Raw genomic sequence first — 25,089 nt, 5'->3', positions numbered from 1 at the left:
GTAGTGCGCTCTTTTCCCTATAAAAATGCTGGAAAACCAGATCTCCGTTCACCCAATCGCTATCTTCTCTGGCTCGCTGGCGCTCAGCGCGGCACGCTCCTCCTCGGCATCATGTACGGCAGTATCTGGACCGTGTGCCAGGCACTCACCCCGTACATTTTGGGACAGGCGATCGACCTCGGCATTTTGCCGGGCGACTTCGCCACCTTGTCACTCTGGGTGGGTCTGCTCATCGGACTGACCGTGGTGCAATCGATCTCGGCCACCCTGCGCCACCGCGCCGCGGTCAGCAACTGGCTGCAGGCCGCTTACCGGTCCTCCCAGGTGGTGGGTCATAAGGTGACCAGGAGCGGCGATGCCCTGCCGCAGAAGTTCTCCACCGGCGAGGTCGTCTCGACAACGGCCTCCGACTCCATGCGCATCGGGGAAATCTTTGACGTGGCAGCCCGCCTAGCTGGCTCGGTCATTGGTTATCTACTCGTCTCCTACCTGGTCTTCCAAACTTCGTGGCAACTGGGCCTCGTCGTCTTGATCGGCGTGCCCCTGTGTGGCGCCGGCATGCTGTTTGTGATCCGTCCGCTGCAACGCCGCCAAAAGGATCAACGCGAGGCCTCGGGACAAATGACGGCTCTTGGCGCCGACACCGTGGCCGGACTGCGTGTTCTGCGTGGCATCGGCGGCGAGCATATCTTCGTTGAGAGGTACCGAGAACGGTCACGGGCAACGCAGCTCGCCGGCAACAAGGTGGCCTATTCTCTGGCCGATCTGGACGCCGCGCAGGTCTTTGTCGTGGGTGTTTTCAGCGTCGCATTCACCTGGATCGGCGCCATGCAGGCCGTGTCCGGACAAATTGAGGCCGGCCAGCTGGTGGCCCTGTATGGCTACGCAGTCTTCCTGGTCTCACCCATCCGGACCTCGGCCGACGCCGTGTCACGCTTCATCCGCGCCCAGGTAGGTGCCAAACGCATCATCGATGTCTTGTCCACACCTTCTGCCGTGCACGACGTCGACACAACAGTTTCCTCGCCCACCTCGCCTAGCGCTTTGCTTGACGAGGTCACGGGTGTGGTCATCACCCCGGGACGGTTGAGTGCCATCGTGTCGGGTGATCCTGCCCACTCGGCAGATCTGGCCCGACGTTTGGGTCGTTTCGAGGATGCTGTGCTCCGCGAGGCGCAGGTGACGTGGGGCGAGGATGCCCTGCACCTCATGCCGCTGCGCGAGGTCCGCTCACGCATTGTGGTCTCCGATGCGGAGCCGCAATTGTTCACCGGCACCTTGCGCGAAGAGTTAGACCCGTCCGGGGACCACAGCGACGAACAGATCATGGCGGCCATCGATGTGGCGAGCGCCGATGATGTGTTTGACGGCCTCGAGGATGGTCTCAATGACGAGGTAACGGAGAAGGGTCGCGGCTTCTCGGGAGGTCAGCGGCAACGCCTGACACTGGCCCGCGCCGTCTTGATGGACGCCGAGGTCTTGGTCTTGATCGAGCCCACGAGCGCCGTTGACGCACACACGGAATCACGGATCGCGACAGCACTGCGCCGCACCAGAAGCACACCGGGGCACAGCACCGTGGTGGTCACGGCCAGCCCGCTCTTGTTGGCGGCCATGGACACCGTGGCATTTTTGCAGGACGGCAAGGTGCAAGCTCAGGGTACGCACCGTCACCTGCTCGACACGGTGCCGGCCTACCGCAAGGTGGTGCTTCGCGGCGAAGGCATGGACGGCCACGGCGCAGCGGTGAGTGGCGGCACTGACACACGTCCCGCCGTCGAACTTTCACAGGACAACACCACACCCGGAGGGGAGAAGTAATGGCTGACAACAAGCTGCCCGTCGCGAATTCCGCGCAGGTCAAGGCCGAGGGGCTGCGGCTCCTGCGCATGCACAAAAAGCCGCTCGCGGGCGTGGTGGGGCTGTACGTTATTTCCGCCGTGGCGGGCCTGGCGGGACCGTTTTTGCTGGGGCGACTCGTGGATGCCATCAGCAAGGGCACCACGGCCGGATTCGTGGCGATCGTTGCGCTGAGTCTTGCCGCGTTCGTGATTATTCAGACGCTGCTGGCTCGTTGGGCGCGACGCAAGGGCATGGTGTTGGGCGAAAAGGTCTTTGCCCAGCTGCGCGAGGAATTCATGGAGCAGGTCACCTCGCTGCCGCTCTCAACCGTGGAAAAGGCCGGGACGGGTGACCTGGTGTCGCGCACAACCAATGACGTGGACGCGGTTTCGCACACGGTCCGTTTTGGTGTGCCGCAGGTGCTCGTCTCCGTCGCGACCATTGCGCTGACCGTGGCCGCGGCCGTGCTGACGAGCCCGCTGGTCGCCGTCGCCTTGCTCATCGGCGTGCCCATGCTGGTCCCGGTCACGCGCTGGTATCTCAAGCGCGCCACGCCTGGTTATTTGGCCGAGCGGGAGAGCTACGCGGGGCTCAACGGCGCCATCACCGAGACCATCGAGGGTGCCCGCACCGTCGATGCGCTCAGCCTTGGCCCGATCAGGCGCCGGCGGATTGATAACGCGCTGCGCAATTGTTTTGAGAAGGAAAAGTACACGCTGGGTCTGCGTACGGTGCTGTTCCCTGTGGCCGAGCTGTCCTTCTGGCTCCCCGTGGCGGGCGTGTTGTTGTGGGGAGGCTGGCTCTCCTCGCAGGATCTGGTCACCACCGGCATGGTGGCCACGGTTGCGCTGTACGCCATGCAGCTGATCGACCCCGTGGACACGCTCATCATGTGGATCGACGAGATCCAGGTGGGTGCCTCCTCGCTGGCCCGCATCGTGGGTATTCGCGACGTCCAGACGGACCGCACCGCCACCGATGCCGTGCCTGACGGCGAGCTGCTCGTGGTGGATCAGGCCCGGTATGCCTACCGCCCCGGGCACGATGTCCTGCACGGGATCGACCTCACGCTGCGGCCGGGGGAGCGCCTGGCCATGGTGGGCCCCTCCGGTGCGGGCAAGTCCACGCTGGGCCGACTCCTAGCCGGCATTCACGGACCCACCTCGGGTTCTGTGACGGTGGGTGGGGTGCCGCTCGTGGATCGGCCCCTAGATGAGCTGCGCGGCGAGGTCGCCCTCGTGACGCAGGAGCACCACGTCTTCGTGGGGACCTTGGCCGATAACGTCCGCCTCGGCAAGGCCCACGCAAGTGACGCGGAGATTGAAAAGGCCCTGTCCGACGTCGGATCCTTGGCTTGGGTGCGGGCCCTTCCCAATGGCTTGGCTACTGAGGTGGGATCCGGTTCGCACACCCTCACTCCGGCCCAGGCTCAGGAGTTGGCGCTGGCACGCCTCGTGTTGGCGGATCCGCACACGCTCGTGTTGGACGAGGCCACCTCGTTGATCGATCCGCAGGCTGCCCGCGATCTGGAGTTTTCGCTCAGCGCGGTGCTCGAAGGGCGGACGGTGATCGCGATTGCGCATCGTCTGCACACCGCGCACGACGCCGATCGGGTCGCCGTCGTGGAGAAGGGGCGCATTTCGGAGCTGGGCTCGCACGATGAACTCTTGGCGCAAAACGGTTCCTACGCGGCACTGTGGAATTCATGGCGGCAGGACGCCTAATCCTGCGCGGCGCCACCCTGTTGGCTGGCTGGAAAAGCGCGTACCGTTCAAAAGGAGGGGAAGCGTTGGAATGACAAGGAGTTCACCATGCCTGACAAACAACCACACCACCACGAACATAAAAAGGTGGACAAGGGCCACGCCATCAAGGCTAAACGTGCACTGAAGAAGGCGCGCGGCGCAGCCGATGAATCAGCCGATCCCGTCGCCCACATGACGAAGAAGCGTTAGCGCCTGCGGCACAGCGGCGGCCAGCTACATGCATACGCATGGAATAGCTGGCCGCCGCTGTGTGTTGTGCCGAGTATGGAAACACACTTTAAGAAACGTATTGGATTCCTCTCCTTTGGCCACTACGGGACCGGCCGTGGTTCGCAAACCAACACGGCCGCCGACGCCCTGCATCAGGCCATCGATCTCTCGGTGGCCGCGGAGGAGTTGGGGATCGACGGCGCGTTCTTCCGTGTTCACCACTTTGCCCGGCAACAGGCAGCGCCGTTCCCGCTCATGGCCGCGATTGCGGCGCGTACCAGCCGGATCGAGATCGGCACGGGCGTGATCGATATGCGCTACGAAAACCCCCTATATATGGCGGAGCAGGCGGCGGCCACTGACCTCATTGCCGACGGTCGGCTACAGATCGGTGTGAGCCGTGGTTCACCCGAGCCCGCAGCCAATGGTGCCGCAGATTTTGGCTATCACCCGCTCGACGGCGAAACCGGGGCAGACATGGCCCGCCGCCACACAGCGACATTCCGGCACGCGATTTCCGGTGCCGGGGTGGCCGAACCCGGCGAACATGCATACATGGGTGGGGAGCGGCTGCTCCGCATTGAACCGCAGGCTCCGGGCCTGTCGGAACGTATTTGGTGGGGTGCGGGCTCCCGTGCCACCGCAGTTTGGGCCGCGCGGCAGGGCATGAACCTCATGAGCTCAACGTTGCTGACGGAGGACACGGGCGTGCCGTTCGATCAGCTCCAGGCCGAGCAAATCCAGTTGTTCCGCGGCGAGTGGGCCGCGGCAGGTCACGGCTTCACACCCCGGGTTTCGGTCAGCCGCAGCATCATCCCGGTCGTGGACGACACCGACCGTAGGTACTTTGGCCTGCGCGCCCAGGTAGATGGCAAGGATCAGGTAGGTATGATCGACGGTCTGCTCTCGCGCTTCGGCAAGAGCTACATGGGAGACCCAGCCGATATTGCCCGGGATCTGGCCAACGATGCTGCCGTGCAGGCTGCGGACACCCTCATGCTCACGGTCCCGAATCAGCTCGGCGTCGCGTACAACACCAAGATGCTGGCCAATATCGCCGAGCACATCGCCCCCGCGATCGGCTGGGAACCGGCCACCGCATAAGGCGCCGCTTCCGTGCGTTGACTCGCCAGATAACGCCGTTTAGAACGTTCTAAAGGGCGTTAGCTGGCGAGTCAACGCGGAGTCAGGCATGCCCGACTCCGAGAACGCACCTGAAGCGGAAGGCGCGACTAGCGCATGCGCTGTGCCAGCACCGCCACCCCGTCGCCTTGGAGCGCTGTGAGATATGTGGGTCGCCCGGCCATCGCCATGACGAGGTCGAGTTGTTTGCCTCGCACAAGCGGACCCGTTCCCGCTTTAAAGGACGAATCGTCGGCCTCCAGGGTCAGGTCGTGGACGAGGGTTTTGCTATTGACCGCGAAGGCGCGCTCGGAGAAGAAGCGCGCCACCTCATATACCCCAGCCGGTTCGGGCTCCAGATCGAGACCCAGGGGCCGGGCGATGTCCTGCCCGTGGACGATCACTTCCCCCAGCATGGCCACGTAATCCTTACTCGGTGCCACCGTCTTCTCGGCCGATGCGCGCAAGATCGCGAGTGATTCCGCAGGCGTAGCCCCAAGATATTTGCGCAAGCGACGGTCATTGTGCCGCGCCGGATTGAAGCCAGCCAGAACGATGCTGAGCAGCCAGGCGCCCTGACCAACGTTGGCGGCGGCGGTCAGATGCGCCAGCACCTGAGACACCGACCAGTCATTGCACAGCGTGGGAGTCTGCCACGCAGCGTCGTCAAGCGGTGACAATGCGTCGAGTAGCCTGTGCCGTTCGGCATGGATTGCAGCCCAGATATCGTTCTTGTTCATCGGACCCTTTCGGAGTTGAGTTCAGCCTAATCCGTCCTGCACCAAGGACCATAGTGTCGCTACCCGAGCCGACGCGGGGTGTCGATTGCGGCGTTGGGTGGGGTCCCGCAGTCGGACATTAAAGTACGACGGCGGGACCTCGGCTGGCGAGGGAATCGCACCTTTTCGGGGGACTGGAGATTGGCGTGCGGCCGCGGTGCTAAAATCGGGAGTGGAGCAATCCCCCTTAACTTTTTAGCGGCACCAGACCGGCATACAGCCGAAAGTGTCGCACGAGAAGGCGACGCCTCAACGCCGCCACCGCCCACAACACCATAAAGTCTGGAATCCATGAGAAGAACAGTTCGCCGAACCCCACCCGCCCTCGCCGACGGTGCAATGCGCATCGTAGCCCTTGGTGGATTGGGAGAAATTGGCCGCAACATGACCGTCTTCGAATTCGCGGGAAAGCTGCTGATTGTTGACTGTGGCGTGTTGTTCCCCGAGGAGCACCACCCCGGCGTCGACGTCATCATCCCCGATTTCTCGTACCTGAAGAACCGCTGGCAGGACGTGGTTGGCCTCGTGCTGACCCACGGCCACGAGGACCACATTGGTGGTGTCCCGTACCTGCTCAAGCACCGCAGCGACATCCCCGTGATCTCCGCCAAGCTGACGCTGGCATTCCTGAAGACCAAGCTTGATGAGCACCGCATCAAGGGCAAGATGGTTCAGGTCAAGGAAGGCGACCGCCGCAAGTTCGGCCCGTTCGACGTCGAATTCCTCGCTGTCAACCACTCCATCCCGGACGGTTTGGCCGTTGCCATCCGTACGCCCGCCGGCCTCGTGCTGGAAACAGGCGACTTCAAGATGGACCAGTTCCCGCTGGACAAGCGCATCACCGACCTGGCCGGCTTTGCCCGTCTGGGCGAGGAGGGCGTGGACTTGTTCCTGCCTGACTCCACCAACGCTGAAGTTCCCGGCTTCTTGGCAGCCGAGGCTGACTTGATCCCGGCCATCGACCAGGTCATGCGCACCGCGCCGCGCCGCGTTGTGGTCTCCAGCTTTGCGAGCCACGTGCACCGCATCCAGCAGATCATCGACTCTGCTCACAAGTACAACCGTAAGATCGCCTTCGTAGGCCGTTCCATGGTTCGCAACATGACCACGGCACGCGAACTGGGCTACCTGAAGATCCCGCGCGGCGTGCTTGTCGACGCCAAGGAACTTGAGCGCATGGCCCCCAACAAGGCCGTTCTGATCTGCACCGGTTCACAGGGTGAGCCCATGGCTGCCTTGGCTCGTATGGCCAGCGGCGATCACCAGATCAACCTGACCGAGGGCGACACCGTACTGTTGGCCAGCTCGCTGGTTCCCGGTAACGAGTCCTCGATCTACCGCCTCATCAACGACCTCACCAAGCAGGGTGCCAACGTTGTCCACAAGGGCAACGCCAAGGTGCACGTCTCCGGTCACGCCAGTGCTGGCGAGCTCGTGTACTGCTACAACCTGGTTCGCCCGAAGAACGTTATGCCGGTTCACGGTGAATACCGTCACCTGAAGGCCAACGCCGAGCTGGCTGTGCGCACCGGTGTTGACCCGAAGAACGCCTTCATCCTCGAAGATGGCACCGTCCTGGACCTCAAGGACGGCGTTGCTAAGGTCACCGGTAACGTACCCGCAGCCTACGTTTACGTTGAGAACATGATCCCCGGTGCAGCTACCGAGGAATCTCTCCAGGATCGTATCCGCCTGGCAGAAGACGGAGCCGTCACGGTTCTGCTGATCGTCGATCCCGACAGTGGCAAGATCGAAGAAGACCCCGAGTACTTCTCGGTCGGCTTCAACCTCGCCGAGAAGGACATCGACAAGGCCACCGTCATCGTGGAGAAGACCATTGCGTCCCTCCGCGGTGAGAAGACCGGCCGCACCGCAGAGAAGGCCATCGCCGACGCACTCCTGCGCTGGTCTGACCGCGCACTGCGCCGCAAGCCGGTTTACACCGTCATCATCGTCGAAGCGTAAAACCTTCCGCCCGTTGAGGGCCCGAACAACACCCACCTTGGTGTTGTTCGGGCCCTCTTCTGTTTCGCGGCTGGCTCGGGCGGTCCGTGATTGGTGTGTCCGGTATCACGTCGATTTTGGGTAGACTATCGAGGTGCTTGCCCAAAACAGCCCTAATGCCCATTCTGGCGCCATCGTGGACGTCAAGCTGTGGCGTACCATCGGGCTGCTTCCGCTGGGGTTGAGTATCTTGGCGGTGATCCTCTTGGCGTTATCGGTGGCCGCTGAATATCAGGGCTGGCCTTTTCGCAGTAGCTTCCTTGCCGTCCTAGCGGCGGTCTCGGCGATGAGTGCCTCCTATATTTTGGTGATCCGTCGGCGCGTGGATCTTATTACCAACTCCCATTTGCGGGGACTGGAATCTCGACGCGCAGATCAAGTGTCGATGCTCAGTCATGAAATCCGCACGCCTTTGGCCGTCATTAGTGGATCGGCCGAGCTGCTGGCGGAGGAGGGGCCTGGCCCATTGACCGCGAAGCAGCGCTCGTTCGTGGCCCGGATTCTCGATAATTCGCAGCGCATGGCTAACCTTGCCGAACAGTTGCTCACTCAGGCACGGATTGAGGCGGGCGTTTTTGAGGTGCGTCCCGCTGTCGTGGATGTGCGATCACTAATGCGCCACATTGTGGAAGATCTGGTCCACGTGACGGACGCGCCCATTGTCCTTGACGCTCCGGGGGCACCCGTGCGGGCCAATGTGGATGCCGAGCTTATTCGGCAGGTCGTCACCAATCTCGTCATGAACGCCGCTCGCAGTAACTATGAGCGCACTCCCATTCAGATTCGGCTCACCTCTGGAGAAGATCAGCTCATGGTGTCCGTCAGCGATGGTGGATCTGGAATGACCGAGGAGCAACGAGATCGGCTCTTCAGCCGCTTCTCCAGCGGCCGTCCTCTGGGAAACGGGACCGGAATTGGACTATTCATTTCCCAACAAGTGATTGAACTACATGGTGGACGCATTTTTGTTGACACTATAACCGGAGGCGGCACCACCATGATGTTTACCCTTCCTGCGAAAGGCTGAACTAGATGACCGCCACTGCGCCCCTCGTTTTTGTCGTCGACGACGAACCGGCAATGCTCGATATTGTGACCTTTGCACTGGAAACCCAGGGTTTCACGCATCAGTCTTTCCGTTCGGCCGAGGCTCTCTGGGTGGCCATGCATCACACAGTTCCCGATCTTATCGTCCTAGATGTCATGCTCCCTGGCGTCTCCGGCATCACAATGTGCCGACGGATTAAGAGCACCACTCAGGTACCGGTGATTCTCCTGACGGCCAAGGGCGAGAGCTCCGATCGGATAGCCGGACTTGAGGCGGATGCTGACGACTACATCGTCAAGCCATTTCATCCACGGGAGCTTGCCTTGCGGGCACTGCGTCTAGTTCGTCGGCCCAGCGATCTGAGTCAAACCATGGTAGCGGGCCCCTATGAATTGGATCCGGCCGGCGACTGTGTCTACATCTCCTCAGTACGGGTACTGCTAACCCCCAATGAATTTAAGGTTCTTATGACGCTCATTGCCCAGCCAGGGAAGACGCTGGGATTCGATCGGCTGCTGCTCGCCGGGTGGCGCGATGCCGATCGGATGGGTGGCCGTCAGATGCTGAAAACGGCTGTCTATCGGCTCCGACACAAGCTTGAATCTGCGGTTCCGGGTAGCGGGGAGGCTATAGAAAGTGTGCGGGGGAGCGGTTACCGCCTCAATATCCCCTGAGCCCGGAAGTCTCCTGTACCTCCGGTCACATAACTGTGACCATCGGTGTGCCCGCTGTGACCATTTTCGGCATTGGCCTTGCATACCGTTGAGATCGTTATCCGCACTTACGTGCAAATCACTTCGTGCACATAGACGTGCACCGTCCACAAAGGAGCCGTTCCATGCGACGGTACGTATCAAAAGCAGCTGCATTCTTCGCACTTGGCGCACTCGCAATGACGGGATGTAGCGCAACGGATGGCGCGACGGCATCGGAAGATAAGTCATTGACTTTCGTGTGCAGCCCTCAAGAAGACTGGTGCCAGCTTGTGGCCTCCGAGTTTTCTAAAGCCACTGGCATCAAGGCCGACTATGTGCGGCTCAGCGGCGGGGAGGCAGTTGCTCGTCTGACCGCATCGGGTGACACTCCGGAATTTGACGCTTGGTTCGGGGGTGGTGCAGACGGTCACATTGCCGCTCAGGCCGAAGGCCTCATTGAGAAGTTCGTCCCCGAAAATGCCGCCCAGATCCCGGCTGAGTACAAGGATTCCGAGGGCTACTGGACCGGTATCTACGCTGGGGCGTTGAGCTTCTGCTCGAATACAGATGTTTTGAATACGTTGGGTGTTTCGGCACCGGAATCGTGGGACGATCTGCTGGATCCCAAGCTGAAGAAGAACATTGCCATGGCGCATCCAGGTACTTCCGGAACAGCCTACCAAGCAGTGTGGAGCCAGGTGATACTCAACGATGGTAGTCAGGATGCATCTATCGAGTACTTCAAGAAGATGCATAGCAATGTTTTGCAGTACTCCAAGAGCGGTAGCGCTCCGGGGCAGATGGCTGGCCGCGGTGAAGTTGGCGTGGGTGTCATCTTCGCTCAGGACTGCCAGAAATTCATCAATGAGGGATTCACACAGTTGAAGACCACATTCCCTAAGGAAGGTGCCAGCTTCGAAGTTGGTGCGGTCTCCTTGATCAAGAATGCCAAGCACCCTGACGCTGCAAAGAAGTTCATCGAGTGGTCGCTGACCGCGGAGGCACAGGACTTGGCCGCAACTGTTGGCAGCTACAGCATCCCCACGAACCCTGAGGCCACCATCACCGACGACATGGTGGATACCTCGAAACTGAACATGCTCAAGGCCGACATTCGCGAAATGGGCGAGGCTCGTAACGAGCTGACGGCACGATTTGACCGCGAAGTCGCACCGGCTCCCAAGGGATAACAGGAATCGAACGAGAGCCGAAAGGACATCATGGCTATTCCCCTGATCGACGCACCGGTTCCGGACAGTGTCCGGGCAACTGCACCAAAGCTCAAACGGAACGGGAAAAGCGCCAAAGATCCGGCCGTTGTTATTCTGACGACTATTGTTTGCGCCATCCTGTTGCTCATCATTGGCTTCCCGCTGTATGGCCTCCTAACCTCGGCTTTTGCGCCAAAGGGTCTGGAAGTCCTCGCTCGGATGGTGACAGATCCGGTCAACCACCGCATCATTGCTAACACTTTGCTCCTAGGACTGATCGTTGGCACTACAGGAACCCTGGTGGGTTTCTTGTTCGCCTACGCGCAGGTCAAGGTGAAGTTCCGAGGTAAACGGGCGCTTCATCTCCTAGCGATGATCCCCATTGTGGCTCCTCCTTTCGCCGTTGCAACAGCAGTAATTACCCTCTTTGGACGCAACGGAGCCATCACTAACGGCATCTTTGGTTGGCAAGCGGATATCTACGGATTGCCCGGGTTGACCATTGTCTTGTCGCTGTCCTTCTTTCCTGTTGCCTATATGAACATCAGAGGGATGCTCGAAAGCCTTGACCCGTCTCTTGACGAGGCGGCCGCTGGGCTCGGGGCCAGTAAATTGCGGGTGTTCTTCACCGTCACGATCCCCATGCTGGTTCCTGGCCTTGCCGGATCATTCCTACTGTTATTCGTAGAATCCATCGCCGACCTCGCTAACCCCTTGGTTTTGGGTGGGGACTACACAGTGTTGGCCAGCCGTGCCTACCTGGCCGTGACTGGTGAGTTCAACATGCAAGCGGGTGCCGCCTACTCCTTGACCCTGATGTTGCCGGCCTTGCTGGTCTTCTTGGTGCAGAGATACTGGGTGTCCCGTAAATCGGTGGTCTCCATTACCGGTAAGCCCGCCGGGGCCACCGAACAGATCTCGGCCCCCAGCATCCGTATTCCCGTGCTTGTAATTGTCGGTTTCTTGGCGGCACTGATCGTCTCCATCTACGCAACAGTTTTGGCCGGTGGCTTCCTGAAAGTCCCCGGGGTCAATAACGAATTGACGCTGGCGCATTATCAATTTGTGCTGGCCGGGCTCGGTTCAAAGGCCATGGTTGACACAACGATTCTGGCCTTGATTGCTGCACCCATCGCGGGGCTGCTGGGCATGCTGATTGGCTGGCTTGTGGTCCGGAAACTCAAACGGGCCAGCGGCCTGATCGACTTCATTGGCATGTTGGGGCTTGCTATCCCCGGCACCGTCTTGGGCATTGGTTACTTGATTACCTACAACAAGCCCGTGAACATTTTTGGTCTGCAGGTGTTCCCCGCTTTGGCTGGTGGATCGGCAATACTTGCCGGTGCTGTAGCCATCGTGATGGTTTACATCGCCCGGTCCTTGCCATCAGGACAGCGTGCCGCCGTCTCGGCCTTGCAACAGATCCATCCCGCTATTGAGGAAGCCTCGACCTCGCTCGGAGCGGACTCGGCAACAACGTTCCGCAAGGTGACCTTGCCGCTTATCCAGTCGGCGTTGTTGACCGGACTGACTTTTGCTTTTGCCCGGTCGATGACGACGCTTTCGCCCATCGTTTTCCTGACCACCCCTGGGATCAAAATCATGACCTCCCAGATCCTTGCCGAGGTTGATTCTGGCCGGTTCGGTAACGCATTTGCATACTGCACCGTGTTGATCGGCATCGTGCTCCTCGTCATTCTTCTCCTGAACGTCATCATTCGAAAGGTGGTCTTCCGTGGACAATCTCACCGCCGCTGACCCGACACCCATCACCGCCGACGCTAGCGAATTTGCGCCAGCCCTGGAAAGCGGGCAGGTCACCCTCTCCGCATTAACCAAAAGGTACGGCAATCGTGTCGACGATCCGATCGCCGTCGATTCCGTCGATCTTGACATCAGGGCGGGTGAGTTTGTCACCTTGCTGGGTCCGTCCGGTTGCGGAAAAACCTCGACCCTGCGTATGATCGCAGGTTTTGAGACTCCCACCTCTGGCCATGTCACAGTCGATGGCACCGATATGGTTTCGGTTCCGCCCAACAAGCGCCCCATGTCTATGGTTTTTCAGTCGTACGCACTCTTCCCTCACCTTTCCGTACGCCAGAATGTGGCCTATGGCTTGCGCCTGAAGAAGACGTCGGAGAAGCGTCTGCGTGAGGAAGTGGATACCGCACTGACCATCATGAACTTGATGCCGTATGCCGAACGCGCGCCGCATCAGCTCTCTGGTGGACAGCAGCAGCGCGTGGCACTGGCCCGGGCGCTGGTCATGCGCCCCAAGGTGCTGCTCTTCGACGAGCCGCTCTCGAACCTGGATGCCAAACTCCGTGTGCAGATGCGAAATGAGATCCGCCGTCTGCAGAAGCGTCTGGGCATTACGAGTATCTTCGTGACGCATGATCAAGACGAGGCCATGACGCTCTCGGACCGCATCGTCGTCATGAATCAGGGCCGGATTGAGCAGATTGATGTGCCGGAACAGGTTTACCGTCACCCCTCCTCCATCTTTGTCGCCGACTTCATTGGCCGAGCAAACTTCTTGGATGCCACGCTCTTGGTAGACCCTGTCGATGGCCGGGCGCGAGCCTTTGCGCTGGGCCTAGAGCGTGAGGTCGCGACGCATCCAGATGTCAGCCTTGAGGGTGAAGTCTTGCTCATGGTGCGTCCGGAGTCGGTGATCCTCACACCTAATCCGGCCGCTGATAGCGTGCACGGTGAGGTGGGCCGGGTACTTAGCGCAATCTTCCACGGTGAATCGGTGGAGTACGAGGTTGAGACAGATACCGGCAGCATCGTTGCGCTCGTATCAGATCCCGCGGCCAACGAAATCTTTGAGCCCATGGACACCGTAAGCGTTGGGATAAAGGCCGATCGCGGCTGGCTCCTGCCGGTCCACGCGGAGTCTTGAGGGAAGAAGTTAAAGGCACGTGCCGCCGTCGTTCTTTAAAGAACGACGGCGGCACGTGAGTTTAAGCGGAGGGCTGCGCCGCGAGGGCTACTCGCCGCGCAGTCTGTCCATATCGCGGCGGTCCTTTTTGGTAGGACGGCCGGTGCCGCGGTCACGCTGCGGCAGACCCAACGCGGGGAGGACGGGGCGCGGGGGAGTGTGGTCGGTGAAGCAATGGCTGGCTGCCTCGGCACCGACGCGTTTGTTGATGAGCGCGCGGACCTCCAAAATTCGGTCGTAACCGGGCTGCCGGACGCGGAGCATATCGCCCGGGATGACAATTTGAGAGGCCTTGACGTTGGCATCGTTGAGTTTCACGTGGCCTGCGCGGCAGGCGGCCGTCGCCATCGAGCGGGTTTTGTAGGCGCGGATGGACCACAGCCAGGCATCGACGCGGACCGCCGCGGGTGAGTTCTTCGGAATGCTCATAGTGCATCTACTCTAGCGCCGGGCGCCGCGTCAGACGAAGAGCCGCAGTGGCAGACGTAGCGCTACGTCTGAAACTGCGGCTCCGGGTCTGACCCCGGCGAATGGAGGGCGAAGTGCTAGCCCTGGTTGCTGAATGCGGCGTCGAAGGAGAGCTCCGAGGGGGCAAAATCGAACTTCTTCAACGCTGCGAGAGCCTCGGGCGCGCCTTGGAGACGGTCCATGCCGGCGTCTTCCCATTCCACGGAGATGGGGCCATCGTAACCAATGGCCGTCAGTGCGCGGAACGAGGATTCCCAGGGCACATCTCCACGGCCTGCGGAGACAAAGTCCCAGCCGCGGCGCGGATCGCCCCAGGCCAGGTGCGATCCCATGACCGTGTTCCGGCCGGTGGGGCGCAGCTTCGTGTCCTTGCAATCCACATGGTAAATGCGATCCTTGAAGTCCCAGATGAACGAGACCGGGTCGATGCCCTGCCACATGAAGTGGGACGGATCCCAGTTCAGGCCAAACGCCGGGCGGTGGCCGATGGCTTCAAGTGTGCGCACCGTGGTCCAGTAGTCGTAGGCGATTTCGGAGGGGTGAACCTCGTGAGCGAAACGCACGCCGCACTCGTCAAAGACATCGAGGATGGGGTTCCAGCGGTCGGCGAAGTCTTGGTAGCCCGCATCGATGACGGACTGGGGAACCGGCGGGAACATGGCAACGTACTGCCAGATGGCGGAACCCGTGAAACCCACCACGGTCTTCACCCCGAGTGCCTGCGCCAAACGAGCCGTCAGCTTCATTTCCTCTGCGGCACGCTGGCGTACGCCCTCGGGATCCCCGTCGCCCCACACCTTGGTGCCAACGATGGCCTCGTGGCGGAAGTCGATGGGGTCATCGCAGACTGCTTGGCCCTTGAGGTGGTTGGAAATGGCCCAGACCTTGAGGTTGTAGCGCTCTAAGAGTGCGAGCTTACCCTCGACATAGCCGGGCTCGTCCCAGCGCCAGGGATCCAGGTGGTCGCCGGAGCAGGCGATTTCCAGGCCATCATAGCCCCACTCGGAGGCGAGCCTCGCGACTTCTTCGAAGGGCAGATCGGCCCACTGGCCGGTGAATAACGTGTACGGGCGTGCCATGAGTTAGTCCTTTGACGTGGGGAGGAGGGAGGGAATGGTGACGGTGATGCCGTTGGCGGCCGCGGAGGCCTCGACAGCTGCCAAGACCTGCTGGACGCCGAACCCTTCCTCGAAGGAGGGTGAGGGGTCGGTTCCCGTGGCGATGTGGTTGAGGAAGTCGCGAATCTGGTGGGTGAAGCTATGCTCCCAGCCAATCACATGTCCCTGCGGCCACCACCCTGAAATGTACGGGTGTTCGGGTTCCGTGACGAGGATGCGCCGGAAGCCCTGGACCTCAATGGGCTCCGTGCCGTTGAGGAAGAACAGTTCATTCGGGTTTTCCAGATTGAACTTTAATGACCCAGCCGTGCCATAAACCTCAATGGTCAGGGCGTTCTTTTGCCCCAGCGCCACGCGTGAAACGTCAACGCTGGCGATGGCGCCACCGGCCGTCGTCAGGGTTGCCCATGCGGCGTCGTCGACCGTCACAGGCTCCAGCCCATCAGGGCCGGGACGCTCGGAGACGAAGGTATGCAGCTTGCCGGAAACTTCGGTGACGGTGTCGTCGAGCAGATACTGAATCTGGTCAATCGCGTGCGAGGCAATATCGCCCAGCGCGCCAGATCCGGCCGTTTCCTTACGTAGGCGCCAGGTCATGGGTGACTCAGCGTCGGCTAGCCAGTCTTGTAAGTACGACGCGCGGACCTGACGGACAGTGCCCAACTCACCAGCGGCGATGAGTTTGCGAGCCAAGGCCAGGGCCGGTACGCGACGGTAGTTAAAGCCGACCATGGAGCGCACGCCAACACTGCGTGCCGCCTGTGCCGCGGCCACCATCGCCTCGGATTCGGCAACGGTATTGGCAAGTGGCTTCTCCACCAGGACGTGCTTGCCGGCGGCGAGGGCCGCCGTCGCAATTTCAGCGTGGAGCCAGCCCGGGGCACAAATATCGATGATGTCGATATCGTCCCGCGTTATGACCTCCCGCCAATCCGTGGCAGATTCGCTCCAGCCGTACTTCTTGGCGGCAGCAGCCACCGCAACGGCGTCCCGGCCAACGAGAACTTTTTGTTCAAAGTCGGGAACGTCGAAGTGGCTGGCTACCGTGCGCCAAGCGTTGGAGTGGGCTTGCCCCATGAAGGCGTAGCCAATGGCGGCCACACCCAAGGGGCGGGCGGGGGATGCTTGAGGGGAGGTCATAGTCGTGGGATTCCTAAAGGGTTGCTGCGGCGGGGTTCCAGTCCACCGGCACGGGCTCGGAAGCCGTGGCCGTGCTGGCGACCGACACAAATTCGCCGCTGTCAACGGACTCGGCGATGGACACCATGGCATCCAGGACGTGATAGGCCAGTTCGCCCGCGGCACGGTGCGGAACTCCGGCGCGGATGGAGCGGGCCATGTCGAGCACGCCTAGGCCGCGGCCATCTGCTGGGCCTTCGGACGGGATGGTGGTCCAGTCCTCTTCGCCACGCTTGCACAGCTGGATATCGCCGTCGAAGTTGTTCGGATCAGGCAAGGAGATGGTGCCCTCGGTGCCCGTGATTTCCACGAAGCCCGTGCGAGCCTTGGGAGATTCGAAGCTGTAGACGCTGTGCGAGGACGCGCCGGATTCAAACTGGGCGATGGCGCTGACATGGGTGGGAACCTCGACGTCGAATACCTCGCCTTCCTTCGGGCCCGAGCCGATGGTGCGGGAGGGGAAAGCGGTATTTCCGACGGCGGCGACCTTTGCGATGGGGCCAAAGGTCTGGACCAATGCGGTCAGGTAGTAGGGCGCCATGTCGAAGAGCGGACCGGCACCCTGCTGGAACAGGAACGCCGGGTTCGGGTGCCAGGATTCCGGTCCGGGGGACTGGAACATGGTCAATGCTGTCAACGGGGTGCCGATGGCGCCAGAGTTGATCAGACGGCGGGCCGTCTGCAAGCCGGCTCCGAGGAAGGTGTCGGGCGCGCAGCCCAAGCGAACGCCTGCGGCCTGAGCTTCCTTCAAAAGCCCCAGTCCACTTTCGCGGTCAAGCGAGAACGGCTTTTCGGTCCACACATGCTTGCCAGCCTTGACGGCTGCCGTGGCAACCTCAACATGGGCGGCCGGGATGGTGAGGTTTACGATGATTTCAACATCGGGGTGGTTCAGCGCAACGTCAACGCCACCGGAAATTTCCACACCGTATTCCGCGGCGCGCGCGGCGGCGGCGTCCTCAAAGAGGTCCGCGATGACAAGTACCTTCACATCGGGGAACTTGGTGAGGTTGTCCAGGTACTGCTTGCTGATATTGCCTGCGCCGATGAAAGCGACGCCTACGGGTCCAGTCTTTGCCATGGTGATCAGGCCTTTCCGCGGTTCAAGAAGGCGAGGCTTTCTGCGATGCCGTCGAAGATGTCGCCGGCGTAGTCATCAAATTCCACGACGCCAACTTCCAGCGACTTGGCGGCTTCGATGACGTCCCAGACGGGGACCTGGCCCTGGCCGGCGGGCAGCTGCGCCAGGTTGTCGGTGGTCAGCGGGCCGTCCTTGATGTGGATGAACTTCACGCGGTCACCCAGGCTGGTCAGGACGTCAACGGCGTTGGCGCCACCAACGGACACCCAGTAGGTGTCGACCTCGAGCACGAGCTCGGGATCCAGCAAAGTTTCAAAGTACTCCAAGGCCGTAGTGCCGTTGATCTTGGACTCGAGCTCCCACTGGTGGTTGTGGTAACCCACGCGGACGCCATATTCGGCCCCCTTCTTCGCTGCGGCGTTCAGGCCGGCGGCGATTTTCTGGATGTCCTCGGCGCTCTGCCACTGCTCGGCAGGGATGAAGGGGTCGATGACGGTGGTGATGCCCAGCTTGTTGGCAGCGGCGAAGATCTCGTCCTGGTCATCCTTGAGGAGAGGTGCGTGGCCGGAAGGAGCCGTGATGCCATGCTCGGCAAAGGCTGCGGCAAGGGCATCGGCGGTGGCGACGAAGTTGTAAGGCTCAACCTTGGTGAAGCCCAGTTCCGCCACACGAGCGATCGTGCCGGGAAGATCTTCTTCAAGGGGCTTGCGAACGGTGTACAGCTGCAGAGAATACGTCATTGGGAACTCCTGAAAGGCATGAATGTGTGTTCCAGATCAACTTATGGGAACTTTTGACGATGGTCAAGCAAAAGTTTGCATTTACTTCGCAATCCAAATAATTGTGACAGTTGGAAGTCCTTGTGTTATCTATTGTGAATGTCAAAGTCACCAGTAGTGCCCGTATCGCGTCGAGAGTCGCCAGGCGGTGCAGATAGTCAAGAAACCACTGCACCGTCCTACGGGCAATCCCGTGCTGGGGACGTTTTTCAACTTTTGCGTGATGGTCACGCCCGGACTCGAGCGGAACTCGCCAGCATTACCGGGCTCGCCCGCTCAACCGTTGCGGCCCGTATAGACGCCCTCACCGCTGCGGGACTGATTGGCCCGGCAGGTGAGGCCATCTCCTCAGGGGGGCGTCCGCCGTCGCGCTTTGCCTTTCAGCCCTCTGCCCGCATCATCCTGGCGGTCGACGTGGGCGCCACACACATCCTCGTGGCGCTGCTGGACCTGCGCGGAACCGTGCTGAGCGAGATCCGGGAAGTCATTGACATTGCGACCGGACCCATTCCCGTTCTGGATCAAATGCTTGAGCTCAGCGATCAAGTGATTGCTAGGGCCGGGCGTCACGCGCGCGAACTGGTGGGCGTCGGCATTGGCCTTCCGGGGCCTGTGGAGCACTCCTCGGGTAAGCCCGCGAGCCCGCCGATCATGCCAGGCTGGGATGGATTCGACGTTCCTGCCTATGTGCAGAATCGCTTTGATGTGGATGTTTTGGTCGATAACGACGTCAACATCATGGCGCTGGGGGAGCGTGCCTCGCACTGGCCCGACGTCGAAAATCTGCTGTTTATCAAGGTTGCCACGGGTATTGGTGCCGGCATCATCAGCGGGGGGCTGCTGCAGCGTGGCGCCGATGGAACGGCCGGAGATATTGGCCATGTGCGGGTTCCTCGCGGCGGAGATGTCATGTGTCGCTGCGGCAATATTGGTTGCCTCGAAGCCATGGCGTCGGGGCCGGCGGTGGCGGCGACGCTGGCCGCGGCGGGGGTTCCCGCGACGAGCGGTGATGACGTTTTGGAATTGGCCAGGCGCGGGAATCTGGCCGCAATTGCCGCGATGCGACAGGCTGGCCGCGACGTTGGCGACGTCCTGGCCGCGAGCGTGAACCTGCTCAACCCCTCGGTCATTGTTATCGGTGGTGGGTTGTCGTCGGCGGGAGAATACTTAATGGCTGGCGTGCGCGAGATTGTTTACCAGCGCTCGCTTCCCCTGGCCACGGCGAGGCTGCGCATCGTGCAATCCATGGCAGGTGGACACGCTGGCGTTCTGGGAGCCGGGCACATGGTGATCGACCACGTTCTCTCCCCGGCCAGTGTCGAGCACCTCGTGCAGCAACAGCCCTAGGGATTCATATGGCCAACGTGACTATCGCTTCCTTGGCGCAGCAATTGGGTATGTCTAAGGCGTCGGTTTCGTATGCGCTCAATGGCCGCAGTGGCGTCAGTGAGGAAACGCGCGCAAAGGTTCTCTCGCTGGCCGCGGAGCTGGGCTGGTACCCCAATTCAAGCGCCAGGGCCCTGTCGCAATCGCGCAGCGAAGCCGTGGGAATTGTCCTGTTGCGAGATCCGGCTGATGTAGGTTCCGAGCCGTTCTACATGAGTGTTTTGGCTGGCATCGAGGCCATTCTTGGTGAGCGAGAGCAGAACCTGATGTTGCGCATCGTCGCTCCGGAGACTGGTGCCGAACGGCGTGATCTTGGAGTTTATCGACGCTGGTCGGGTGAGGGTCGCGTTGACGGTGTCCTCCTCTTTGATGAATGTCGCAATGATCCACGAGCCCCGTTGCTGACCGAGCTGGCTCTGCCCTGCGTCTGGGTGGGAGGCGCCCATGGGGCGACGGCGAGAAGTGCGGCAACGTCAGTGGATCAGTCGGGGGATGCCTTGACGGTAGTGGAGGCCTTGTCGGAGCGAGGGCATCGCCGGATCGCTTACATCTCGGGGTTAGCTCAGCTGGAGCATGAACGCGCCAGAAGTTCCGCCGTCGAAAAGCATGCGAGTTCACTGGGGATCTCGATGGTTGTCGTGGCCTCGGACTACACGGCGGCCGACGGTGAAATGGCTACGATTGCGCTCCTGGCCGGCCTGGAACCTGCGGCACGGGACTTCCCCACGGCGCTTGTTTATGGCAACGATCTCATGGCCGTCGGGGGCTTGTCCGCCCTGAAAAAGCTGGGACTTTCGGTGCCCGAGCAGGTGTCCGTGGTCAGTTGGGATGACTCGATCATGTGTCAATTCAGTTCACCACCTGTGGCGGCGCTTCAGCGTGACATCGCCGAACTTGGTCGGCAATCGGCTTCGCTATTGCTGGATATTGTTCAAGGGCACGAGCCTCACAATGTGCGGATGCAATCCGCCGGGCTGCGGCAGAGGGCTAGTCTCGGCGTGGTTCGACGGCACCCGAATCAGTAAAGTCCTCGAAGCCTAAGTTAACCGGTTCAGTAACGACCATCTTCCGTTCAGGAGTGCCTCCATGCCGCGGAAAGTCGCGGAATTCTCGCCATCTGAGCCCAATTATCGTTCGGTCTAAATCTCCTATTCTGAGGATCCGACGGTCACGAATCAATAAGTTTTTCATAACTTTCTTACTTTTGATTGACGCTCGGCATAAGTTTCGTCTAGGTTTGGACTCACGCCCTTGGGTGTGGCCTGCGCCACATCTAAGACCTGAAGATTTTCCAGGCTAACCCCTCAGACAAGGAAGTCATTGAAGTGAAAATTCGTTCTCTTGCCGCGGTAGCGGCCATTGCGGCACTCGCCCTGACCGGTTGCAGCGGATCTGCAAACGATGCGTCGGATCCATCAGCTGGTAAGACCCTGACCTACTGGGCCAGCAACCAAGGCACGAGCCTGGATAACGACAAAGAAGTTCTTACCCCGCAGCTGAAGAAGTTTGAAGAAGAAACCGGAATCAAGGTCAACCTTGAAGTCATCGGTTGGAACGACCTGCAGACGCGCATCCAGACCGCAGTCACCTCCGGTCAGGCACCTGACGTGCTCAACATCGGCAACACCTGGGCCGCTTCACTGCAGTCCACGGGCGCCTTCCTGCCCTTCGACTCTGCGGCACTGGATGCCATCGGCGGCAAGGATAAGTTCGTCAAGACGGCCATGGACACCGGTGGAGTCCCCGGAGAAGACCCCACCTCCGTACCTCTCTACGGTTTGGCCTACGGCTTGTACTACAACAAGGCCATGTTCAAGGATGCCGGCCTGACGCCGCCCACCACCTGGGAAGACATGGTGGCCGCTGCCAAGAAGCTGACCACTGGTGACAAGCACGGCTTCGCCCTTGCCGCCGGCAGCTACACCGAGAATTCACACTTCGCCTTCATTAACGCAGCCCAGAACGGCGCTGATTTCTTTGATGCTGAAGGTAAACCCACCTTCACCGAAGATGGCATCATCGACGGCATCTCCCGCTACCTTGACCTCATGCAGACGGACAAGGTTGTTGACCCCGGAAATGCTCAGTACGACAACGCAACCCGGGCCGTCAATGACTTTGCCAATGGCAAGGTGGCCATGATGCTGACCCAGAGCAACGCCAATAGCTCCATCAGCTCTCAGGGTATGAAAGATGACGAGTTCGGTGTCGTCGCTTTCCCCTCACCCAAGGGCGGCACTGAAGTAGCCACCATGGTTGCCGGTATCAACATGTCCATCTTCAAGAACACGAAGAACAAGGACGGTGCACTGGAATTCGTGAAGTTCATGACGAGCGAAACCACCCAGGCTGCACTCGACAAGCCGTTCGCCGCACTGCCCGTCCTGGCCGGAGTCACCCCCAGCTTCACGGATGATGCAGAACTGGCGAAGACCTTCTCCGATATCTACGAAAACAAGTCTCGCCCGCTGCCCCTCGTACCTGCTGAAGATCAGTTCGAGAGCACCGTTGGTAAGGCCATGAACCAGATGTTCGCCACGATCGCCTCGGGTGGAACTGTCACCAAGGAAGACATCAAGGCGGCTCTGACCACCGCACAGCAAGCTGTCGAAGCAGCCAGCTAGTCTGCTTGTTCTCCAACTTCGGGTCGCTTGGCGGCCCGAAGTTGGAACACCTGCAGGTGCCCGCGCTACCTGCCCGTTAGCTCTCTTATCCCTTTGGCCGTGCCTTTCCTGCCAGCCAGTTTCACCTACGTTCTTCTTCAGGCGTGAGTGCTCCGCCACCCTCAGTCTTCGATCCTTCTCAGAAAGGTGAGTGTTCGCAGTGTCTGCATCCACCGCCGTAAAGAACACCGGCCCCGCCGCCGGGGCAACCGGAAGGAAAGCTCGCAAGCCCCGCCGCCAGGGTTGGTGGTTGCCTTATGCGTTATTGGCACCGGCTGTCATCTTCGAGCTTTTCGTCCACGTAGTTCCCATGGTCACCGGTATCTGGATGAGCTTCCTTAAGCTCACCAAGATGTTCATCTCCAACTGGGGCAACGCGCCTTTTGTGGGCCTGAAAAACTACCAGGTCGCACTCGACTTCGACTCCGCCGTCGGAATGGGACTGCTGAAGTCCTTCGGCATCACCATCGCCTTTACTCTCTTGGTAGTTGGCATCTCCTGGGGCTTGGGCATGGCTGCCGCTGTGGCCCTGCAGAAGACCTTCAAGGGGCGCGCCATTTTCCGCACCTTGTTCCTCATTCCCTACGCCTTGCCCATGTACGCCGGCGTCATCGCCTGGAAGTTCATGCTGCAGAAGGACAACGGCGCCCTTAACCACTTGATTTTCGACAACCTAGGCCTGCCCGGCGACAAGCCGTTCTGGCTCATCGGTGACAACGCGTTCATCTCCGTCGTCATTGTTGCTATCTGGCGCCTGTGGCCCTTCGCCTTCTTGATGTTGATGGCTGGCCTGCAGTCGATCCCAACAGATGTCTACGAAGCAGCATCCGTTGACGGTGCCAAGCCGCTGCGCCAGTGGTGGAACATTACGCTGCCCATGCTGCGCCCTGTCAACATATCGCTGGTCTTGGTCATGTTCCTGTGGACCTTCAACGACTTCAACACCCCCTTCGTCTTGTTTGGTGGCTCGCAGCCCCCAGCCGGCGACCTGATCTCCTTCCATATTTACAACGCTTCGTTCTTGACCTGGAACTTTGGCTCCGGCGCTGCCATGTCAGTTCTGCTCTTGCTGTTCCTGATGGTTGTCAGCGGAATCTACGTTCTCTTCATGAACCGGAGGAAAGACAATGCATGACACAACCGGCACCAAAGTTTTTAGAGTCGTCACCATCACCTTGCTGAGCATCTTCACCATCATTCCCATCTATGTCATGGTCATCTCGGGGCTCAAGCCGCTCAAGGATGTCCAAGGGACATTCTCATGGTGGCCGGAAACGTTGACGATCCAGCCCTACATCGACATGTGGAAGACGGTCCCGCTGGCCGACTACTTCGTGAACTCGGTGATCGTCTCTACCGTATCCACAGTGCTCTCGCTCATCATCGCCATATTCGCCGCCTATGCGGTGTCCCGTTACACCTTCCGCGGCCGGTCGCTCTTCTCGGGGGCCGTGCTCTCGACGCAGATGTTGCCAGGTGTGCTGTTCTTGTTGCCGCTGTTCTTGATCTTCGTGAACATCAACACCAACTTTGGGATTCAGCTCGTGGGTACGCGAGCGGGATTGATCATCACTTACCTGACGTTCTCCCTGCCGTTCTCCATCTGGATGCTCGCTGGTTACTTCAATGGAATCCCACGGGAACTCGATGAAGCGGCCAAGGTTGATGGTTGTGGTCCGATGCGTGCCTTGATCAAGGTCATCCTGCCGGCAGCCCGTCCCGGACTTGTTGCCGTTGCCATTTATAGCTTCATGACGAGCTGGGGTGAGGTGCTCTTTGCCTCGGTCATGACGACAGATGCGAACCGTACGCTCGCCGTGGGACTGCAGCTCTACTCGACGCAGACCAATGTGTACTGGAACCAGATCATGGCCGCCTCGGTAGTGGTCAGCATCCCGATCGTCATCGGCTTCTTGCTCCTGCAAAAGAACTTCGTGGCTGGCCTAACCGCAGGTGCTGTGAAGTAGCTAGATACAACAAACGCCATAGCTGGGCATTCTCGCCATAGGTCGACTTATAGCGAGAATGCCCAGCTATGGCATTTTTTGGTGCGGGGCCGGTTTGACGGCCGCCGAGGCGAGGAATTAGATCGCGCAGCCGTCCGGACCGCAGGCTTCGGCATCGGATCCACCAGCACTGACCATGGTCAGCGGGTTAGCTTCCTTCCAAGCCTCTTCCAGCGCCTGCGTGAACAATTCGGCAGGCTGGGCGCCGGAGATTCCGTACTTTCTGTCAATGACGAAGAACGGAACACCCGTGACACCGATCGCGCGGGCCTCGGCAAAGTCCTGACGAACGTCATCGGCGTACTTGTCGGTGTCCAGCGCCTCGTTGACGTCATCGGCGGCCAGTCCGGCCTCGGTGCCGACGCGCACCAGAGCTTCGCGGCTTCCAATGTCCACGCCGTGCTCAAAGTGCGCCGACAGCAGCGCTTCCTTGACGACGTCGCCCTTGCCGTTAGCCTTGGCCAGGTGCAGCAGCTGGTGGGCGTTGAAGCTATTCGCCACCACCACATCGTCGAACTTATACGTAAGTCCCTCGCCCGCGGCCTGCTCGGTGACGTGGGCAAACATGCCGGCAACCTGCGACGGGTCCATGCCCTTGCGCTCACTGAGGTAGCTCAGCTCGGTGCCGTCATAGTGCTCGGGGAGGCTGGGGTCCAGCTGGTAACTGCGCCACTGTACCTCCACGGAATCCTTGTGCGGGAATGCGTTCAGGGCAGTTTCAAAACGGCGCTTGCCAATGTAGCACCAGGGGCAGGCCACGTCGGACCAGATCTCAATCTTCATACTCG

22 protein-coding genes are annotated in these 25,089 nt (G+C 60.5%); 15 read left to right on the top strand and 7 right to left on the bottom strand.

What is annotated here, in order from left to right:
* The first annotated feature begins 3 nt into the window (after window positions 1-3).
* The 4 genes from CVS30_RS06720 to CVS30_RS06710 all read left to right on the top strand — a co-directional run bounded on the left by CVS30_RS06720 (window position 4) and on the right by CVS30_RS06710 (window position 4,922).
* Window positions 4-1,821, top strand: a complete 1,818-nt coding sequence (locus CVS30_RS06720) for an ABC transporter ATP-binding protein (protein WP_110484566.1) — start codon at window positions 4-6, stop codon at window positions 1,819-1,821.
* A complete protein-coding gene (locus CVS30_RS06715) occupies window positions 1,821-3,566 on the top strand; it encodes an ABC transporter ATP-binding protein (RefSeq protein WP_110484565.1) in 1,746 nt (581 codons plus the stop codon). The genes CVS30_RS06720 and CVS30_RS06715 overlap by 1 nt, the downstream gene beginning before the upstream one ends.
* An 87-nt stretch (window positions 3,567-3,653) precedes the next feature.
* Window positions 3,654-3,797: a hypothetical protein gene (locus CVS30_RS17940; protein WP_181419713.1), complete on the top strand. Its 144-nt coding sequence runs from the start codon at window positions 3,654-3,656 to the stop codon at window positions 3,795-3,797.
* A gap of 75 nt (window positions 3,798-3,872) precedes the next feature.
* On the top strand, window positions 3,873-4,922 hold the full coding sequence (locus CVS30_RS06710) for an LLM class flavin-dependent oxidoreductase (RefSeq protein ID WP_110484564.1): 1,050 nt from the start codon (window positions 3,873-3,875) through the stop codon (window positions 4,920-4,922).
* A 128-nt stretch (window positions 4,923-5,050) separates the two neighbouring features.
* Here CVS30_RS06710 and CVS30_RS06705 read toward each other — a convergent pair whose 3' ends face one another.
* Window positions 5,051-5,680, bottom strand: a complete 630-nt coding sequence (locus tag CVS30_RS06705) for a maleylpyruvate isomerase family mycothiol-dependent enzyme (protein ID WP_110484563.1) — start codon at window positions 5,678-5,680, stop codon at window positions 5,051-5,053.
* Window positions 5,681-6,010: 330 nt separating this feature from the next.
* Between CVS30_RS06705 and CVS30_RS06700 the strand changes: the two genes are divergently transcribed.
* The 6 genes from CVS30_RS06700 to CVS30_RS06675 all read left to right on the top strand — a co-directional run bounded on the left by CVS30_RS06700 (window position 6,011) and on the right by CVS30_RS06675 (window position 13,582).
* Window positions 6,011-7,684, top strand: coding sequence for a ribonuclease J (locus CVS30_RS06700; RefSeq protein ID WP_110484562.1), 1,674 nt, complete (start codon window positions 6,011-6,013; stop codon window positions 7,682-7,684).
* 133 nt (window positions 7,685-7,817) lie between these two features.
* Window positions 7,818-8,750 carry a sensor histidine kinase gene (locus CVS30_RS06695; protein WP_110484561.1) on the top strand — a complete coding sequence of 311 codons (933 nt, stop codon included), beginning with the start codon at window positions 7,818-7,820 and terminating at the stop codon, window positions 8,748-8,750.
* A 5-nt stretch (window positions 8,751-8,755) separates the two neighbouring features.
* The gene (locus tag CVS30_RS06690) at window positions 8,756-9,445 is read left to right on the top strand and encodes a response regulator transcription factor (RefSeq protein WP_110484560.1); all 690 of its coding nucleotides are present in this window, start codon (window positions 8,756-8,758) and stop codon (window positions 9,443-9,445) included.
* A 164-nt stretch (window positions 9,446-9,609) separates the two neighbouring features.
* Window positions 9,610-10,656, top strand: coding sequence for an ABC transporter substrate-binding protein (locus tag CVS30_RS06685; RefSeq protein WP_110484559.1), 1,047 nt, complete (start codon window positions 9,610-9,612; stop codon window positions 10,654-10,656).
* A gap of 30 nt (window positions 10,657-10,686) precedes the next feature.
* Window positions 10,687-12,435, top strand: coding sequence for an ABC transporter permease (locus tag CVS30_RS06680; protein ID WP_110484558.1), 1,749 nt, complete (start codon window positions 10,687-10,689; stop codon window positions 12,433-12,435).
* Complete coding sequence (locus CVS30_RS06675; RefSeq protein WP_245934471.1) at window positions 12,413-13,582, top strand: ABC transporter ATP-binding protein; 1,170 nt, start codon at window positions 12,413-12,415, stop codon at window positions 13,580-13,582. Before CVS30_RS06680 ends, CVS30_RS06675 begins: the two co-directional genes overlap by 23 nt.
* An 87-nt stretch (window positions 13,583-13,669) precedes the next feature.
* Here CVS30_RS06675 and CVS30_RS06670 read toward each other — a convergent pair whose 3' ends face one another.
* The 5 genes from CVS30_RS06670 to CVS30_RS06650 form a co-directional block, all read right to left on the bottom strand.
* Window positions 13,670-14,050 carry an RNA-binding S4 domain-containing protein gene (locus CVS30_RS06670; protein ID WP_110484557.1) on the bottom strand — a complete coding sequence of 127 codons (381 nt, stop codon included), beginning with the start codon at window positions 14,048-14,050 and terminating at the stop codon, window positions 13,670-13,672.
* 116 nt (window positions 14,051-14,166) lie between these two features.
* Window positions 14,167-15,168 (bottom strand): sugar phosphate isomerase/epimerase family protein, encoded by a 1,002-nt coding sequence (locus CVS30_RS06665; RefSeq protein WP_110484556.1) that lies wholly within the window; start codon window positions 15,166-15,168, stop codon window positions 14,167-14,169.
* A gap of 3 nt (window positions 15,169-15,171) precedes the next feature.
* On the bottom strand, window positions 15,172-16,347 hold the full coding sequence (locus tag CVS30_RS06660) for a Gfo/Idh/MocA family protein (RefSeq protein ID WP_110484555.1): 1,176 nt from the start codon (window positions 16,345-16,347) through the stop codon (window positions 15,172-15,174).
* A gap of 13 nt (window positions 16,348-16,360) precedes the next feature.
* Window positions 16,361-17,467, bottom strand: coding sequence for a Gfo/Idh/MocA family protein (locus CVS30_RS06655; protein WP_110484554.1), 1,107 nt, complete (start codon window positions 17,465-17,467; stop codon window positions 16,361-16,363).
* Window positions 17,468-17,472: 5 nt separating this feature from the next.
* The gene (locus CVS30_RS06650) at window positions 17,473-18,207 is read right to left on the bottom strand and encodes a sugar phosphate isomerase/epimerase family protein (protein ID WP_110484553.1); all 735 of its coding nucleotides are present in this window, start codon (window positions 18,205-18,207) and stop codon (window positions 17,473-17,475) included.
* 255 nt (window positions 18,208-18,462) lie between these two features.
* On the opposite strand from CVS30_RS06650, the gene CVS30_RS06645 reads away from it, so the two are divergent.
* The 5 genes from CVS30_RS06645 to CVS30_RS06625 all read left to right on the top strand — a co-directional run bounded on the left by CVS30_RS06645 (window position 18,463) and on the right by CVS30_RS06625 (window position 24,262).
* Complete coding sequence (locus CVS30_RS06645) at window positions 18,463-19,593, top strand: ROK family transcriptional regulator (protein WP_370800500.1); 1,131 nt, start codon at window positions 18,463-18,465, stop codon at window positions 19,591-19,593.
* Between the two features lie 8 nt (window positions 19,594-19,601).
* Window positions 19,602-20,657: a LacI family DNA-binding transcriptional regulator gene (locus CVS30_RS06640; RefSeq protein WP_110484551.1), complete on the top strand. Its 1,056-nt coding sequence runs from the start codon at window positions 19,602-19,604 to the stop codon at window positions 20,655-20,657.
* A gap of 300 nt (window positions 20,658-20,957) precedes the next feature.
* Window positions 20,958-22,256 (top strand): ABC transporter substrate-binding protein, encoded by a 1,299-nt coding sequence (locus CVS30_RS06635; RefSeq protein ID WP_110484550.1) that lies wholly within the window; start codon window positions 20,958-20,960, stop codon window positions 22,254-22,256.
* A 199-nt stretch (window positions 22,257-22,455) separates the two neighbouring features.
* The gene (locus CVS30_RS06630; RefSeq protein WP_110484770.1) at window positions 22,456-23,430 is read left to right on the top strand and encodes a carbohydrate ABC transporter permease; all 975 of its coding nucleotides are present in this window, start codon (window positions 22,456-22,458) and stop codon (window positions 23,428-23,430) included.
* Window positions 23,423-24,262: a carbohydrate ABC transporter permease gene (locus CVS30_RS06625; RefSeq protein WP_110484549.1), complete on the top strand. Its 840-nt coding sequence runs from the start codon at window positions 23,423-23,425 to the stop codon at window positions 24,260-24,262. The genes CVS30_RS06630 and CVS30_RS06625 overlap by 8 nt, the downstream gene beginning before the upstream one ends.
* 117 nt (window positions 24,263-24,379) lie before the next feature.
* On the opposite strand, the gene CVS30_RS06620 is transcribed toward CVS30_RS06625, so the two are convergent.
* Complete coding sequence (locus tag CVS30_RS06620) at window positions 24,380-25,084, bottom strand: DsbA family oxidoreductase (protein ID WP_110484548.1); 705 nt, start codon at window positions 25,082-25,084, stop codon at window positions 24,380-24,382.
* Window positions 25,085-25,089: the final 5 nt, after the last annotated feature.

It is taken from the genome of Arthrobacter psychrolactophilus, assembly GCF_003219795.1.
GTDB lineage: Bacteria > Actinomycetota > Actinomycetes > Actinomycetales > Micrococcaceae > Specibacter > Specibacter psychrolactophilus.
The sequence above is the reverse complement of the archived record's forward strand: the minus strand, read 5'-3'. Positions and strand labels throughout refer to the sequence as shown.

Excerpts from the sequence above, each read along its gene's own strand:
- CVS30_RS06690 (WP_110484560.1), top strand. The coding sequence starts at position 8,756 with ATGACCGCCACTGCGCCCCTCGTTTTTGTCGTCGACGACGAACCGGCA.
- CVS30_RS06670 (WP_110484557.1), bottom strand. The coding sequence starts at position 14,050 with ATGAGCATTCCGAAGAACTCACCCGCGGCGGTCCGCGTCGATGCCTGG.
- CVS30_RS06705 (WP_110484563.1), bottom strand. The coding sequence starts at position 5,680 with ATGAACAAGAACGATATCTGGGCTGCAATCCATGCCGAACGGCACAGG.
- CVS30_RS06620 (WP_110484548.1), bottom strand. The coding sequence starts at position 25,084 with ATGAAGATTGAGATCTGGTCCGACGTGGCCTGCCCCTGGTGCTACATT.
- CVS30_RS06640 (WP_110484551.1), top strand. The coding sequence starts at position 19,602 with ATGGCCAACGTGACTATCGCTTCCTTGGCGCAGCAATTGGGTATGTCT.
- CVS30_RS06625 (WP_110484549.1), top strand. The coding sequence starts at position 23,423 with ATGCATGACACAACCGGCACCAAAGTTTTTAGAGTCGTCACCATCACC.
- CVS30_RS06665 (WP_110484556.1), bottom strand. The coding sequence starts at position 15,168 with ATGGCACGCCCGTACACGTTATTCACCGGCCAGTGGGCCGATCTGCCC.
- CVS30_RS06715 (WP_110484565.1), top strand. The coding sequence starts at position 1,821 with ATGGCTGACAACAAGCTGCCCGTCGCGAATTCCGCGCAGGTCAAGGCC.
- CVS30_RS06655 (WP_110484554.1), bottom strand. The coding sequence starts at position 17,467 with ATGGCAAAGACTGGACCCGTAGGCGTCGCTTTCATCGGCGCAGGCAAT.
- CVS30_RS06660 (WP_110484555.1), bottom strand. The coding sequence starts at position 16,347 with ATGACCTCCCCTCAAGCATCCCCCGCCCGCCCCTTGGGTGTGGCCGCC.
- CVS30_RS06680 (WP_110484558.1), top strand. The coding sequence starts at position 10,687 with ATGGCTATTCCCCTGATCGACGCACCGGTTCCGGACAGTGTCCGGGCA.
- CVS30_RS06650 (WP_110484553.1), bottom strand. The coding sequence starts at position 18,207 with ATGACGTATTCTCTGCAGCTGTACACCGTTCGCAAGCCCCTTGAAGAA.
- CVS30_RS06700 (WP_110484562.1), top strand. The coding sequence starts at position 6,011 with ATGAGAAGAACAGTTCGCCGAACCCCACCCGCCCTCGCCGACGGTGCA.
- CVS30_RS17940 (WP_181419713.1), top strand. The coding sequence starts at position 3,654 with ATGCCTGACAAACAACCACACCACCACGAACATAAAAAGGTGGACAAG.
- CVS30_RS06710 (WP_110484564.1), top strand. The coding sequence starts at position 3,873 with ATGGAAACACACTTTAAGAAACGTATTGGATTCCTCTCCTTTGGCCAC.
- CVS30_RS06685 (WP_110484559.1), top strand. The coding sequence starts at position 9,610 with ATGCGACGGTACGTATCAAAAGCAGCTGCATTCTTCGCACTTGGCGCA.